The sequence below is a fragment of the Bacteroides coprosuis genome, from assembly GCF_020741705.1.
In the GTDB taxonomy this organism is placed as follows: Bacteria; Bacteroidota; Bacteroidia; order Bacteroidales; family Bacteroidaceae; genus Bacteroides_E; species Bacteroides_E coprosuis.
The window spans coordinates 1-13,934 of the sequence record NZ_DYYK01000040.1 but is presented as its reverse complement, the minus strand read 5'-3'; the positions used below and the strand labels follow the sequence as shown (position 1 = coordinate 13,934).

At 36.8% G+C, this 13,934-nt stretch carries 15 protein-coding genes; 10 read left to right on the top strand and 5 right to left on the bottom strand.

What is annotated here, in order from left to right; all coding sequences use genetic code 11:
* Positions 1-698: hypothetical protein (locus tag K8V80_RS02590; protein ID WP_276775260.1), on the top strand; the 698-nt coding region annotated here is incomplete at its 5' end.
* Between the two features lie 73 nt (positions 699-771).
* Here K8V80_RS02590 and K8V80_RS02585 read toward each other — a convergent pair.
* Both K8V80_RS02585 and K8V80_RS02580 read right to left on the bottom strand, forming a co-directional pair.
* The gene (locus K8V80_RS02585) at positions 772-1,158 is read right to left on the bottom strand and encodes a hypothetical protein (protein WP_276775258.1); all 387 of its coding nucleotides are present in this window, start codon (positions 1,156-1,158) and stop codon (positions 772-774) included.
* Positions 1,159-1,366: 208 nt separating this feature from the next.
* Positions 1,367-1,714 carry a hypothetical protein gene (locus tag K8V80_RS02580; protein WP_276775256.1) on the bottom strand — a complete coding sequence of 116 codons (348 nt, stop codon included), beginning with the start codon at positions 1,712-1,714 and terminating at the stop codon, positions 1,367-1,369.
* A gap of 322 nt (positions 1,715-2,036) precedes the next feature.
* On the opposite strand from K8V80_RS02580, the gene K8V80_RS02575 reads away from it, so the two are divergent.
* Together K8V80_RS02575 and K8V80_RS02570 are read left to right on the top strand one after the other, a co-directional pair.
* Positions 2,037-2,624: a hypothetical protein gene (locus tag K8V80_RS02575; RefSeq protein ID WP_276775254.1), complete on the top strand. Its 588-nt coding sequence runs from the start codon at positions 2,037-2,039 to the stop codon at positions 2,622-2,624.
* Between the two features lie 217 nt (positions 2,625-2,841).
* Entirely contained in the window at positions 2,842-3,309 is a 468-nt protein-coding gene (locus K8V80_RS02570) for a hypothetical protein (protein WP_276775252.1), read from the top strand.
* A gap of 155 nt (positions 3,310-3,464) precedes the next feature.
* Here the strand turns inward: K8V80_RS02570 and K8V80_RS02565 are convergent, their stop codons facing one another.
* Positions 3,465-3,941 carry a Dps family protein gene (locus K8V80_RS02565; protein ID WP_276775250.1) on the bottom strand — a complete coding sequence of 159 codons (477 nt, stop codon included), beginning with the start codon at positions 3,939-3,941 and terminating at the stop codon, positions 3,465-3,467.
* A 137-nt stretch (positions 3,942-4,078) separates the two neighbouring features.
* Between K8V80_RS02565 and K8V80_RS02560 the strand changes: the two genes are divergently transcribed.
* The 3 genes from K8V80_RS02560 to K8V80_RS02550 all read left to right on the top strand — a co-directional run bounded on the left by K8V80_RS02560 (position 4,079) and on the right by K8V80_RS02550 (position 6,910).
* On the top strand, positions 4,079-5,005 hold the full coding sequence (locus tag K8V80_RS02560; protein WP_276775248.1) for a hydrogen peroxide-inducible genes activator: 927 nt from the start codon (positions 4,079-4,081) through the stop codon (positions 5,003-5,005).
* Between the two features lie 144 nt (positions 5,006-5,149).
* On the top strand, positions 5,150-5,770 hold the full coding sequence (locus tag K8V80_RS02555) for a hypothetical protein (RefSeq protein WP_276775247.1): 621 nt from the start codon (positions 5,150-5,152) through the stop codon (positions 5,768-5,770).
* Between the two features lie 474 nt (positions 5,771-6,244).
* Positions 6,245-6,910, top strand: a complete 666-nt coding sequence (locus K8V80_RS02550; RefSeq protein ID WP_276775245.1) for an SMI1/KNR4 family protein — start codon at positions 6,245-6,247, stop codon at positions 6,908-6,910.
* Between the two features lie 254 nt (positions 6,911-7,164).
* Here the strand turns inward: K8V80_RS02550 and K8V80_RS02545 are convergent, their stop codons facing one another.
* Complete coding sequence (locus tag K8V80_RS02545; RefSeq protein WP_276775242.1) at positions 7,165-8,148, bottom strand: hypothetical protein; 984 nt, start codon at positions 8,146-8,148, stop codon at positions 7,165-7,167.
* Between the two features lie 173 nt (positions 8,149-8,321).
* Positions 8,322-9,410 (bottom strand): hypothetical protein, encoded by a 1,089-nt coding sequence (locus tag K8V80_RS02540; protein WP_276775240.1) that lies wholly within the window; start codon positions 9,408-9,410, stop codon positions 8,322-8,324.
* A 295-nt stretch (positions 9,411-9,705) separates the two neighbouring features.
* On the opposite strand from K8V80_RS02540, the gene K8V80_RS02535 reads away from it, so the two are divergent.
* From K8V80_RS02535 to K8V80_RS02520, 4 genes are all read left to right on the top strand, one after another.
* On the top strand, positions 9,706-9,981 hold the full coding sequence (locus K8V80_RS02535) for a helix-turn-helix domain-containing protein (protein ID WP_276775238.1): 276 nt from the start codon (positions 9,706-9,708) through the stop codon (positions 9,979-9,981).
* 14 nt (positions 9,982-9,995) lie between these two features.
* The gene (locus tag K8V80_RS02530; RefSeq protein ID WP_276775236.1) at positions 9,996-11,252 is read left to right on the top strand and encodes a type II toxin-antitoxin system HipA family toxin; all 1,257 of its coding nucleotides are present in this window, start codon (positions 9,996-9,998) and stop codon (positions 11,250-11,252) included.
* 208 nt (positions 11,253-11,460) lie between these two features.
* Positions 11,461-11,961 (top strand): GNAT family N-acetyltransferase, encoded by a 501-nt coding sequence (locus K8V80_RS02525; protein WP_006745264.1) that lies wholly within the window; start codon positions 11,461-11,463, stop codon positions 11,959-11,961.
* A 452-nt stretch (positions 11,962-12,413) separates the two neighbouring features.
* On the top strand, positions 12,414-13,934 hold a 1,521-nt coding region (locus K8V80_RS02520), incomplete at its 3' end, for a BCCT family transporter (RefSeq protein WP_276775233.1).

Sequence of the window (13,934 nt, the reverse complement as noted above, 5' to 3'; positions counted from 1 at the left end):
TGCTCAAAAATCTTCTACTCCTTTTTATACCTATATGGGTGATAGCCTATGCCACAAGAAAGCAGCTCGTGCGATATTTTGGTGATTTGCTGACACGTGCCAAGAGTACAGAAGTTTCCATCTACGATTATTCCTTAGGGAGTAAAGGACAAATGAAACAACATATAAACACGTACTTTAATGAGAGTGGACGAGTAATCTATATCGAAGTAGATGACAACCTATCCAACGATTTTAAGCGTGTGTTTTACTCGTTCGACCGTAGTGGCGTGATGCTACATCAAGAGGTGAAAGACCGATTTTCCACCCTTACTAAAATGCTTGTTGAGCAAGATGGTAAAGGACTTCATTACCAGGTTTATCAAGATGGAACTTTATTGCCAGAACTTTATCGGGTTCAAGAAAGAGGGCGGCATACCTATGCCCAGCAAGGCGAACAAGAAGCCTATCAGGAAGAGAGAAATAGGTATGGGCAACCTTTGCATATCCTTACTCCCTGTGCAGAGGGTATGCAGGTAGAAGAGTATAAGTATAAACAAAAAAGAGAGGTGAGTTACAAACAGATCAACCCTCATCAAGCCCCCATCTTATATCAATATAAGTATGAAGAAGTAGATCATAAAGGAAACTGGACCACACGCATCTGTTATAAAGAAGGAGAACCTTATGAATGGCAGATACGTAGAATAAATTATTAAAATAGTAAAGCGAGTTAACACCCTATAAAAGGTCTTAACTCGCTTTACTTTTATAAATAAGAGTATAATTGTTTTAAATAGAAATACTTTCTTCAATCAGGGTATTGCAAGAGAACTCGTACTTCTCATTAGCTAGAATATCCTCCAATACATTTTTGCGCATTGTTTCTAGTGGTTCATCTAAAATGCAAACACGATTGGGTCGGCATTTCACAACACAATTCCCTTTATCTCGACGATTAATACACTCATGCAGTTGGTCTGTCTGTCCAGCATAAATAGGATCGTATTTCCCGTTATTCTTTTTCTTCAAAAAAAGGTATATCCCTTTCTCTGCTTCAAAGTGAGGTTTAAAAGCTCGATGAATGAAATATTTTTCAAAGAAATATTCTTTACCCGAAGCTCCACTAACTCTTAATTTTTCGCCCAATTTTATCATATCTTTAACTAAGTGAATCATGATTAATAACACTCATAAAATAGCAATATTCAGCACTTTAACAAATACACGCTCTGATATTTACTATTTGTCACATAATATGGGCTTTATAGTATATTAGAATGATATAAAGTGAAATAAATCATCTTTTAGTCAAAAGTAAAAGGTCAACGAGTGTTGAGTGTTCGTTGACCTTTTGTGCATCACTGATCGTTTAGAATCTGTTTTGTTAAGCCTTAGTCTCTTCGCAATCTTTTCCCATAAGGTGAATGCACGAAAAGCTATACTCACTGTTGTCCATAATATCTCTCTCTATCGAACAACGTTTCTTTTGGGTGGGTTCAAGGAGTACTGCCACGCAATTGGGCCTACTTGCTAAAATGCAATAATTCTTATCGCTCATTGTCGACTCCTTTTCCAAACTATCACTTTGTCCACAATAGATGTATCTACGCGAATGCGTATCGTGATACATATACACATAAACACCCCCAGTTTGTGGTAAGCTTACCGAAAGTGGTAAAAGAGTAAATAGATAAGGAACCCCTGAATATCCTATAAGCGTTATCTGTTCCATAAGATTATTGTTTTTACATTTCCTCAAAAATACAATTTATCAGAAAATACGACTTATTCCCTACCTACAAATTACCTCCTATAGCTCTTCTTTACAGCGATAGGAAAGGTTATAATACAAAAAGATTGCAAGAGAAAGGATCTCCAAAGTGTAGAACAAAAGTAGAAGAGGATTAAGAAAAAAGAGAAATATGTTTAGAAGGAATATCTTAGCTTGTATTTTGGAATAAAGCTGATTTCCTATTAAACCCATCTATTTAAATTTTATTTGACAAAGCTATTTTATACTTTTATATCTATAACATTAAAAACTGATAGGTGCTATGAAAAAGACGTTTTATATCTACTCTCTTTTCATCTGTTTAGGAATGGTCTTGACCGCTTGTGAACGAGACAACGAATGTCAGCCAGTGGTGTACAAAACGATGATTACAAAAATGGCCGCTTATGTTGTGGATGCAGAAGGTCATGATATGCTCAATCCAGAATCGCCAACTGCGATAAAAGATACCGATATTCAAATAAACTACTCATTCAACAATAGCTTTAATAAGGCCTATGCAGGAGTTGAAATTCATTTACATGAAAAGAGTGGATTATATTATATGTCTTTCATGCCTCAGATACCTGTTGAAGGTTTAGTAACTCACTATGAGTACTATAAATACCAACAAAATAAGGAGGTGTTTTATGAGAAGAGAAGTAATCAGACGGTGATGACACGCACTTATCTCCGATTTAAGAAAAATCAACGACCACTTTTATTAGAAACTGAATATCGTATTTTCAAAAACCCTTATGAGTCTTACTACGGACACGAATCTGTTGTTTTAGAAAATGCATGGATAGAAGGAGTTCATTTTTATAGTAAAAGTACCGATATAGGAACTATTGTTTTGGAAGATAAATAGTTATTAATACGCAAAATATATATATTTACTATACTTTTTCACTATATTTACCCCACTAACTAAACTTATCGAAATGGATTATGGGTTATTTTACATCAAAGTGATTGTAAAATCTATTTATTACAAGAAAGAGTAAACATCTATAGGCTTATCTTGTTTAGATAAATTGAAACATATACCAACGATTAAAAAAAATAATAATTTAAAAGTTTAGTTTATGAGACAGATTAAAAAAATGCTCTTAGCTCTTACATTAATCATCTGCTCTGTGGGTGTTAGTGCGCAAGGCTATAAAACAGGAGTGGGTATCCGTTTGGGATACGATAGTGGTATCACTGCAAAGCACTTTCTCTCTTCCGACAATGCAATTGAAGGAATTGTGAGTTTTTCTCCAAAACATTTTCAGGTAACGGGGTTGTATGAATTCCAAAGACCTTTTCCTTCAGTAGATAACTTGAATTGGTTTTTAGGATTGGGTGCACACTTGGGAGCTATTCATCATAATAAGAATGATTATAATAATAGTTTCTTAATTGGTGTTGATGGTATTGCTGGTTTAGAATATGTTTTCCCTACTGCACCGTTTACGCTAGGGTTAGATTGGAAACCAACCATCAATTTTACAAATGGATACAATGATTATTGGTATGCTGGCTTTGCATTAAGTTTCAGATACCGATTTTAATTAGTATATAATGAATCGTGTAAAGGAGCTGCCTCGTGAGAGGTGGCTTTTTTTATTGTGTTACAACGTCTATCTCCGATCCATAAAAAGAAGAGGCTGCCTAGTTTAGACAGCCTCTTTGAGACAATTAATATACTTATTTTGGACTCAAGATATTACTTGCTCATAAATGAGGTTAGCATCCATACTGATTTTTCTTGTTCCACTAGGTAGTCGCTCATCATAGATACTGTAGCTTCGTCTTTGTTGTCGCCAGCTATTTCTATGATTTTGCGTTCTTCTACGATAAGGTGACTGATGGTTTCTAGAATGTTTTCTATGGCTTTCATACCATCACTCTGAACATCTTCTTCTTTCACTCTTGCTATTTTTAGGTAGTTGCTGAATTTGTTTTCGGGTACACCTCCTAGCATTAATATACGTTCTGCTACTTCGTCCACTTTCTCGTTTACATCATCATACATTTTTTCAAATGCTTCGTGTAGTTGGAAAAAACCTCTACCTTTGATGTTCCAATGGAAGTTGCGTAGGTTGGTATAATAAACTTGTAAATCTGCTAATAAAACTTGAAGTGAATCAATCACTTTATTTGAACCTGCTTCGTTTAATTTGATATAATCTAATGTTTTCATAACTCTATTTTTAAATGTTCGTTAATTTGTTTTTCTCTTATTGTTTGATGCAAATATAGAGCATAAAACACTTGGTGTCAAACTGAAAAAATCTATCTTTGTATAGATAAAATCTATCAACCTCTAAAATGATATAGATGACACTTCAACAATTAGAATATATTTTGGCTGTTAATCAGCATAGACATTTCGGTAGAGCTGCTGAGCATTGCCATGTTACCCAACCTACTTTGAGCGCTATGATTCAGAAACTAGAAGAGGAACTGGGTGTCAAACTTTTCGATAGAAATGTACAGCCTGTTTGTCCTACGTCTATTGGTGAGAGAATTATAGATCAGGCTCGACAGGTATTAAATCAGTCTGCACATATTCGTGAGATTGTAGATGAAGAGAAAGGCGCTATGGTAGGAACCTTCCGACTGGGTATTTTACCTACTATTGCACCTTATCTATTGCCTCGGTTCTATCCTCATTTCTTAGAGCTTTACCCCAAACTAGATGTGCAAGTGAGTGAAATGAAGAGTGCTGATATTGAATTGGCCTTGGAAAAAGGTGATTTAGATGCGGCAATTATTGCTACCCAGCCCGAAAATAAACAGCTTATTGCCGAACCTCTGTTTTATGAGGAGTTCTATGGTTACGTTTCTACCCTCGAACCTGTTTTTAAGGAGAAGGTGATTCGTACCTCCGACATTACAGGTAAGCATCTTTGGCTGCTCGATGAAGGGCATTGTTTTCGGGACCAACTGGTGAAGTTTTGTCATATTAAAGGGGTGCAAGATAGTCGGAAAGCGTATCGACTGGGGAGTATGGAAACTTTTATGCGTATGGTGGAGAGTGGAAGGGGAGTTACCATTATCCCCGAGTTGTCTCTGTCGCAGTTGAATACTTGTCAGCAAGAATTAGTGCGTCCTTTTGCTGTGCCTCGTCCTGCTCGTGAGGTACGCCTAGTAATTCCTGCCGATTTTGTACGTCATACTTTACTAGGACATCTTAAAAGAGAGATAATCAGTTCGATTCCGAATGAAATGATGCAATTAAAGAACACACAATACTTAGTATAATGCCTGTATATTAGTCTGAATACCGTTTTAGTCTCATTTCTAGACTTCGGTAAATTTAATAATATCAAAACTTTAATTGTATTTAAAACTATTTTCTTTCTTATCTGTTTTTTAAAGAAATACGCCTAGTTTTCAAATTTGAGGATGAGAAAAGTTTTGATAATTATTGCCATAGCATTGGTTATACCTTTGCTACAGTCGTGCATGGTTCTTATTTTACCAGCAGTATATACCGTGGTAAAGAGTAAGAAGCATAAAAAGAGTAATTTAGCACCTGTTGAAATGGCTTCACTAGATGTTATCCATAAAAGTTTGGTAGATAGCACGGGAATGCTTCTCAATTTGTCTTTCCATCTCCTGGATGAGGAGTTGATCATTCAGTATAAAGATAAATCAGCCGTACTACAGCAAAAACAAGCCGATTCTATTCTCTTGTATGCCAATAAAGAGTATGAATATATGGAGGTAAAGGGGGAACATTTCCTGACTCGAAAGGGGAAAAATATCTTTTATCATCGATCTACTTTGCCTACTACTATCGTGAATGAGAGTTACTCAGATAAGTACGGACAGCTATTAGATGTCTCTTTTTATTTAAATGAAGGCTTAGCCAAAGTTCACTTAGGGAGAGATAAAACGGTATTGCGGTGGCAGAATTCTTCTCGGGGGATTCACTATGCCAATGATAGTTGTGATTTGGTACAAGGGCAGGGTGGAACACTCTTTATTATTAATGGGCTCGAAGCCTTTGACCTTAAGCCATAAGAGCTTTCGGGTGAATTGGTTTGAGAACATGAGGTTCTTTCTTTCAAGCCTGATGTCAGGGATAAAGTATATGAGTTTGTGGATGATATCCCAAAAAATTAATCTCTTTATACCTTATTTAGTCCAATTCAGACTGAACCTTATGCACCGATATGTGTTAAAATAAAAGTAATAGACCAAGGTCTGTTTTATGAAGGATTCTCAAAATAATACGATAGCGTGATGCGTGTATTGCAAAAAGTGGAAGTCAATCAGTAAAAGAAAAAATCTTACTTTATTAATGCTCGTTAACAAGGTAAGAGGAGCCCATGGTTGTATGGCAATCATGGGCTTTTTGTATCTAGCAATTAGTCAGTTAGTTGAGGCTTAAAATATCATAAATAGCATAACATCTTCTCCTCTTTTTATTATCTTGTGGACAAGGAGCTATGTGTGTTGTGAATTTACAAATCAAGGGATAGAAGTAGAGCTGCTATGGAAAAGATTATTGAACAATATATAGACCAATGTCTCCAGTGGATGGAGCCTTGCAAAGAGTATCTGGGCTATCTCCCTTTTTATGAAGGTGATGTAGAACCAGAAATGGTAGATGATCTTGATTTTGCTCTTCTTCGAGAGTTGCCTTTGCGTATGAAGATTACCCAGCCCGAACGAAAAGATCATGTAGTAAACTTGATCTCTCCCAAAGATAAATTATGGAAAAGTATTGATAATCAAGTTTCCTCTGATGACATTGCTCAATTAGAAAGAGAACTTTCTATTACCTTACCCGAATCGTATAAAAGATATCTACATTGCAAACATCACTATAAACTGTTTTGGGATATGGATATTGTGCTGTATCCCAAGCCCGTTCATTCGTGGTATAACATAGTCGTAGAAATGAATAATTCTCTAAGAACTTTGGCTTTGGAGAAGGGTTATTTTGTAATTGGCACTTATTCTGATTCTGCCGAAATAGCCATAAAACTGCATGAAGATTCTCGATCGGAGGGAGTAGTGGTGCTGCTCGATTATGAAACGGGAGAACCTTCTCGTGTGCTGGCTTCTCATTTTTTAGCTTTGCTTGATGCCCAACTTACGTTGCCTTCTCCTCAACTCAAGCCTTTGAAGGAGTGGGAAAAACGACTGTTTGGGTAACTTGTTATTTGGGTCAATGGAGCAATCTTAGCACTTGTACTTTATGCAAATAAGCCTATCTAAAATAAATGAGATAGGCTTGATCCTTTTTCTAGCTCTGAAGAGCTGTAGGCTCCTTTTTCTACTCGGGCAAGATCACTTCATGTCGGTGTCATCGTATCATCATGTCGGTGTCATGATCACTTCATGTCGGTGTCAAAGTATATTCTTACCCCTCCCCAAAAAATGTTTTAGGATTGAAAAAGAGTAGAGGATTATTTCTTAAAGACATTCTCTCTGTGCCACTTCATGTAGGGTTGACACGCGGCAGGAAGATCTATGTGTAGAGGGCGTGGAATGTGATACTCTTCAAACTTTTCTTCTAGCAGGGGATAAACCATCAACTCACCATCTTCTTTAAAACTAATTACTCCATTATTGAAAAGAGGGGCAAGGTGTTTTGCCAACACAATACTATTGTATGGATCGAGCTTTTCTGTGGAACTGCATACTCGCCAAGGTTTAGGACGACAGATAGATAGGCTAGGGTAGAAATCGATCCGAGTTATGGGGCAGCATTCATATCTTTTTTTTACTTCCAATAAGTAGTTACCTTGAGCCAGTCGGGCATCCGTCAGATTTTGTTTTTCTTCATCCGATAAAAGTTCCTCATTTTGTACTCGTTCTATGTCTTCTACCACATCGGCTATCTCATGGTTTTTACTCCAAGTGCGTACCTGTGCTGTAACGGGTCCGTCGGCTAAAGTTCTATAGGGCAATTCTGCCTTGCATATCTGTAATAAAAGATACCCTAGTTTGTAGGTAAGGTGTGTGAGGTATTGAGGTTTCGGAGTGCCATCTTCATATATTGGAGAACCTTCTGCAGGTAATATAGGAGCAATTGCCCCCATATTGGGAGTCATAGGCATAGGAGGATCAACCTTAAAAGAGTAGTCGATGTCGATTCGCCAACCTTGACTATCACCCTCTTCCACAATCTTTTTTTGTATTTTAGAAGAATAGCATTTGTTTAGGGCGATGCCTAAATATTCTATATGTCCTTGTGTGTAGAAAAAGATAATATCACCAGGCTCTACCAATTCCATAATGGGTAGTGGGTTGTCTTCCAACCCTTGTTCTTCTTCCGAATGCCAAAGAAAACCATAGGGTTGCTTAGCAAACTTACCTTCACGCTCTGTTAGTTGGGTTTGATCTATATTTACCCAAAAAAAATTGGGTTGCTCTTCATATCTTTCCATTGTCGGACTGTTTATGATTAATAGTTTTTATAAAATCTGTTGTAGCTTCTATAATAACGTAAGAAATACGGACAAGGTTCATGAGGGTTATAGGTGTGCTATCGTTTTGGGCTTCAATGGCTTTATGCTTATAGGTAGGAGTCATTTACCACTCTGGATACCTTACTTTCCAACTATTGAGAATTTGATTTTAGATAAGACTCTCCAGTCTCCAAATCTACAATTAACCTTCTTGAACCCTGTGTATCAGAATAGGGATTGATGAGTTGATATTGATAGATGCCTTGGTTACCCTGAATATACCCATGGTATGCCCGAATACCATAATAAAAGTAGGTGTTAGAATAGGAGCTGTTATCTACTATCCATACCAATCCCTTTTGCTTTAAATGAAAACGGTATAACTTAGAATATCTATAGTTGCATAGAGGGTTGTATTCCTTATTATATGGAAAATAAGCCATCTCCCACACAAGCATTTCCTCTCTACTGATGGGTAGTATGTAGCGGTGGCTATTCATAGACCTTATCAAACTGATGGGTTCATTCATCTCTATTTCTCCTTGACTATTGATGTAGAGTAAGCGATGCATAGGGTACTCCTCATCCATACGAGCATTTGAAAGCTGTACCAACACACCATTGTCCCAGATGGTCAGTCCCTCAATATACGATGCTGAAGTTTCTGTGGGTTGGCTCTCCGTCAGTACCTTTGTGTAGTAACTTCCATTTTCTAAACTCACTTGATATAGCTTGATTTGAGTATCTGTTACTTTATGATTCTTTGCACTTGGATATTCATTCTTGAGCGTAAATACGAGCCACTCATCATTCCAATAAACGTTATCGAGGTCAATCCGATTTATGATGTGTGGCAGATCTGAATCTGAATCAGAATCACTCTTTGCTACTTGATACACCTTTTCTTGCGTTGTGAAATCGGCTAACAGCAGATTACTCTCTTTTTCATAGATTTTTAGCCACAACTTACCTTGATAAAAACCATAAAGCAGATCCACTTCATCCGTATTAACCATTCTCCACTGTTGAGGCTGAAAGATAGTTCCAAGAGATTGATATTCAGGATAATGATTGTTCATTAAAAAATAGTCCTCTTGAAGAGTATAAGTTTCCCGAATGTACTCATCAACCGTCTGCCCATCGTTGAAATCGTGACATAGACTAGCCATAAAAGTGAGTGATAGCAAACACAAAAATACCTTTAAGGGCATGGAGTGAAAAGTTGTACGGTATTTTTTCATAGAGTGGGGCATTTAGATACCTCCAAAGTTAAAAGAATCTGCTGAAAATGAGGAGTAAAAAGAAGAAAGATATAGATAAGATGCAGCATTAAACCCCTTTTTGATAGAGGAATTGAGAAAAAGACTGCAATAGCTTAAAGTTGGATCCACAAATTATTTAAGAATACGATAGAATGACAAACACGGAAAAGAAAGAGATTTAGTTCTTCCCTTCAAGCATGTTTTTCTTTAGAATGTATGCTGTAGTGTACAAAAAAGACTATATTTGTATAGTGTAGAATACAAAAAGGATGCTATGACTTTATTGCCAAGAGTAAAAAGAATCTTTGATCAGTTGGGTGAAAACATCAAACTAGCCCGATTACGTCGTCGGTACACCATGGAACAAGTGGCAGATCGTGCAGGAATAACTCGTGCTACTCTTCAAAAAGTAGAGTCGGGCAACCCTTCAACCTCATTAGAAACTTATGTCAAAGTGTTATTTGTATTGGGTTTAGAGAAAGATTTACTCAACATAGCCAAAGACGATGAACTAGGTAGAAAACTAAGAGACAAAGAGTTGATGAAATAAAAGAGTCTAAGGATATGGAAAAAGTAATTTATGTATTCGCGGATTGGTTGGAAAATAAGGAAGCCCAACTTATGGGGACACTCTATGCAGATGTGGTGAGAGGCAAAGAAATCTTTTCTTTCGAGTACGATGCCCTTTGGTTACAATCTAATACCTCTCGTATTCTTGATCCTGAATTACGATTCTTTTCGGGTAGGCAACATAATGCAGATGAGGAAAAAACTAATTTCGGTTTGTTTCTCGATTCTTCTCCCGATAGATGGGGGAGAGTTTTAATGCAAAGACGAGAAAGTATCAAGGCTCGCCAGATGAAAAAAGAAAATAAACGTCTGTATGAATCCGATTATCTTCTGGGAGTTCATGATCAAACTCGAATGGGAGCATTACGATTTAAAACTGATATAGACGGAGATTTTTTAGATAATAACAATAACCAACCGACACCTCCCATCACAAAAATAAGAGAACTAGAAAATGCTAGTTTGGCTTTTGAAAAAGGACTCCTGCAAGATGATCCTAGTTTGGCTAAATGGCTGAATATATTGATTACCCCAGGTTCTTCTTTAGGAGGTGCTCGCCCAAAAGTCAATGTCTTAGATACAGATAATTCTTTGTGGATAGCTAAGTTTCCTAGCGTAAATGATCAGTTTGATATAGGTTTATGGGAGTTCCTCACCTATCAATTGGCTCTAGATGCAGGAGTGAAAATGGCGCAATCTAAGGTTCGAAAATTCAACTCTAATAACCATACATTCCTTACCCAGCGATTTGATAGAAGAAGAGAGGGTTCACGCATTCACTTTGCTTCGGCCATGACTTTGCTAGGCAATACCGATGGAGACGATTATACTTCGGGAGTCAGTTATCTAGATATTGTAGAGTTTATCATTCAATACGGTGCATCTGTAAAAGAGGATTTAGAAGAACTATTTAGAAGAATTGTCTTCTCTATTTGTGTAAAAAACACGGACGATCATCTACGGAATCACGGCTTTCTTTTAACAGATAAAGGTTGGATACTTTCCCCCGCCTATGATATTAATCCCAATCCATACGGTATGGGTTTGAAATTGAATATTTCTGATACTGATAACTCATTAAGTCTGGACTTAGTTCAGGAACAAGCAGAATACTTTCGGTTGAAAGCAGAGGAGGCTCACTTTATAATAGATCGAGTAAAAAGGAGTGTCCAAAAATGGAGAAACAGAGCAAGGACCTTAAAAATTTCTTCCATTGAACAAGAATCAATGTCTCCAGCCTTTGACTTATAACAGACTATTTTCTTTAGAATGTATACTATAGTGTACAAAAAAGGCAATAATGTATAGTGTAGAATACATTTATCTTAATTTTTCCTTGAGTAAAGAGCTAAGTTCACCCTTTTGAGTCTAAATAAAAGAATAAATTATTGGAAGAAAAGGAGGGAGTTCTTCTTCATAATTTATACCTTTATTAGCCTTATCTTAAATAGCGTGTACTATGAAGCTTAACATTCTACCCATGACTCAACCAGAGGCAAAGGAGATTGCAGCAAATTGGCATTACGACGGGGTCTATGCTTTTTACGATAGAGATGTCAATACCCATGAATTTGCTCAGTTTCTATCTGTTCAGTCCCGTAGAGACGATTACTTTAGTGTCTTTGCGGATGGTGAACTAATTGGTTTTTTTAGTTTTAAAGAAAATGAAAAAGGTATTGTTGATATGGATTGCGGCATGAAACCGAGTTGGACGGGCAAAGGCTGGGGAATCCAGTTTATGCCCTTTGGCATCGATTTTATAGTAAAACGCAGTCATCCTAGTGTCATTCGGGTAGATCTCCCCCTTTTTAATCATCGAGCATTATCCTTAGTACGTAGATTGGGTTTTGAGCCCGTTCACGAATATTCGCATCAGGTAGATAAACATCCCTATACGTTTCTACAAATGGTCTATTGGGTGCGAGGAGATGAAACCTCATACCATAAAGAGTTTAAATAACCCCATTTGTCAGAGTTGGCTCAACTATGAACTGAGTAGAGCATTTTAGATCCCAAATCAGGGAAGATTATGTGGATATAAAAATGCAAAAAAGGTTTTAGGATGTTTATATCAACAAGAAAACAGCTCAGAAGGGAGTTGTCGGCCACTTTGTTTTCTCTCCGTTTAATCCTAAAGATTATTAAAAAATAAAAACAATTTAGTTTTGTAATGAGTTATATTTTGTAGAGTGTCTTTCTACTAAATATTTAGTATAGAATATTGGCTTCAGTAGTATGACTATGATAAATGATAGTTTCATATTGATAGCCTATATTGTTTTATTTATGAGTTTTATTGATTTTGATTTGTTAAAATAGTCTTTTAGTTGGGCTATTTACTTACAAAATAACAAAATAGAGTTTTTTGTTTTTATTATCTTTACCATTTCCGAAATTTGAAAAGAATATATGATGGCAAAAAAGAACAAAGTTTTTTACTCTAGTTTTAATAAAACGATAACGATTCCTAGCCTTATTTTTATCATTGGCGTATCCTTATTTTGTGGATTATTCCCAGTAAAGGCGTTGAAAGTGTTGGGATATTTAAAAGATTCCATATCTACCAATTTCAATTGGTTGTATGTCACGATTGTTACCGTATTTATCTTTTTCTTACTGTTCTTAGCCGTGAGTAAATATGGAAAGATTCGTTTGGGTAGAGCTGGTTCCAAGCCAGAATATTCTTTCTTCTCTTGGATCTCCATGTTGTTTGCAGCAGGAATGGGAATTGGCTTGATGTTCTTTGGAGTTGCCGAACCCCTTGGCCATTTTGTTGAACCCTCTTTGCAAGGACTCGATCACTCAGAACTGCTTAAGCGAGTTCAAACTTATACGTTCTTTCACTGGGGCATTCATGCTTGGGCTATTTATGGCACGGTGGGGCTATCATTGGCTTATTTTGCTTATCGTTATAAGCTTCCACTCTCTTTGCGTAGTTGCTTTTACCCTATCTTTAAAGATAAAATACAAGGTAAAGTAGGAGATGTAATTGATATTTTTGCACTATGTACCACTTTCTTTGGTTTAACCACCTCTCTAGGATTGGGAGTGATTCAGCTATCGGCTGGGTTGGAAGCCATGGGTATTATCCCTCATATTGGCTTTGGAACTCAGATAATGTTGGTGGTAATAATTATGTCTTTAGCGGTGCTATCTGCTTCTAGTGGACTGAATAAAGGAGTGAAGTACCTTAGCCAGATTAATGTGATAGCATCTGTGGTATTAATGCTTTTTATTCTTTTTACTGGTCCGACAGTTTATCTACTTCGTTCGTTTATTGAAGGACTTGGACATTATACTTCTCACTTTTTTGAATATACATTTAATACCTATGCTTACGAACCCGAGCGTTTGCCTTGGCATTATAATTGGACTATATTATACTGGGCATGGTGGATCTCTTGGTCGCCTTATGTAGGGCTATTTATTGCTCGAATATCAAAAGGAAGAACCATTCGTGAATTTATTATGGCTGTGCTGTTTATTCCATCTCTATTTATTTTTGTATGGATGACAATCTTCGGAAATAGTGCCATCTGGATTGATGAACACGTGGCAAGTGGAGCACTTTCGGGTATGGCTAGTAAGGCAGATGTGTTGCTCTTTAGATTTTTGGAGTATTTCCCTCTGAAAACCTTGGTCAGTGCCCTTACTCTATTCATAATATTTGTATTCTTTGTTACCTCGGCAGACTCTGCCATCTTTGTGATGAACAACATTGCCTCCAAGAATGCCAAGAAATCTCCTATCTGGCAAAATGTATTTTGGGGTGCTTTGCTATCCGTCTTAGCTCTGATACTACTCAATCTGGATGGCTTAGAAACGATGCAAACTATGACATTGATTACTGCCTTACCTTTTGGAATCATCATGTTGCTGTTTTGTCATAGTACCTATAAAGGGATGTATATTGATAAGAAGTATTATAGCAGA

Excerpts from the sequence above, each read along its gene's own strand:
- K8V80_RS02550 (WP_276775245.1), top strand. The coding sequence starts at position 6,245 with ATGGAAAAGATTATTGAACAATATATAGACCAATGTCTCCAGTGGATG.
- K8V80_RS02580 (WP_276775256.1), bottom strand. The coding sequence starts at position 1,714 with ATGGAACAGATAACGCTTATAGGATATTCAGGGGTTCCTTATCTATTT.
- K8V80_RS02565 (WP_276775250.1), bottom strand. The coding sequence starts at position 3,941 with ATGAAAACATTAGATTATATCAAATTAAACGAAGCAGGTTCAAATAAA.
- K8V80_RS02585 (WP_276775258.1), bottom strand. The coding sequence starts at position 1,158 with ATGATTCACTTAGTTAAAGATATGATAAAATTGGGCGAAAAATTAAGA.
- K8V80_RS02525 (WP_006745264.1), top strand. The coding sequence starts at position 11,461 with ATGAAGCTTAACATTCTACCCATGACTCAACCAGAGGCAAAGGAGATT.
- K8V80_RS02540 (WP_276775240.1), bottom strand. The coding sequence starts at position 9,410 with ATGAAAAAATACCGTACAACTTTTCACTCCATGCCCTTAAAGGTATTT.
- K8V80_RS02530 (WP_276775236.1), top strand. The coding sequence starts at position 9,996 with ATGGAAAAAGTAATTTATGTATTCGCGGATTGGTTGGAAAATAAGGAA.
- K8V80_RS02535 (WP_276775238.1), top strand. The coding sequence starts at position 9,706 with ATGACTTTATTGCCAAGAGTAAAAAGAATCTTTGATCAGTTGGGTGAA.
- K8V80_RS02575 (WP_276775254.1), top strand. The coding sequence starts at position 2,037 with ATGAAAAAGACGTTTTATATCTACTCTCTTTTCATCTGTTTAGGAATG.
- K8V80_RS02555 (WP_276775247.1), top strand. The coding sequence starts at position 5,150 with ATGAGAAAAGTTTTGATAATTATTGCCATAGCATTGGTTATACCTTTG.
- K8V80_RS02560 (WP_276775248.1), top strand. The coding sequence starts at position 4,079 with ATGACACTTCAACAATTAGAATATATTTTGGCTGTTAATCAGCATAGA.
- K8V80_RS02545 (WP_276775242.1), bottom strand. The coding sequence starts at position 8,148 with ATGGAAAGATATGAAGAGCAACCCAATTTTTTTTGGGTAAATATAGAT.
- K8V80_RS02570 (WP_276775252.1), top strand. The coding sequence starts at position 2,842 with ATGAGACAGATTAAAAAAATGCTCTTAGCTCTTACATTAATCATCTGC.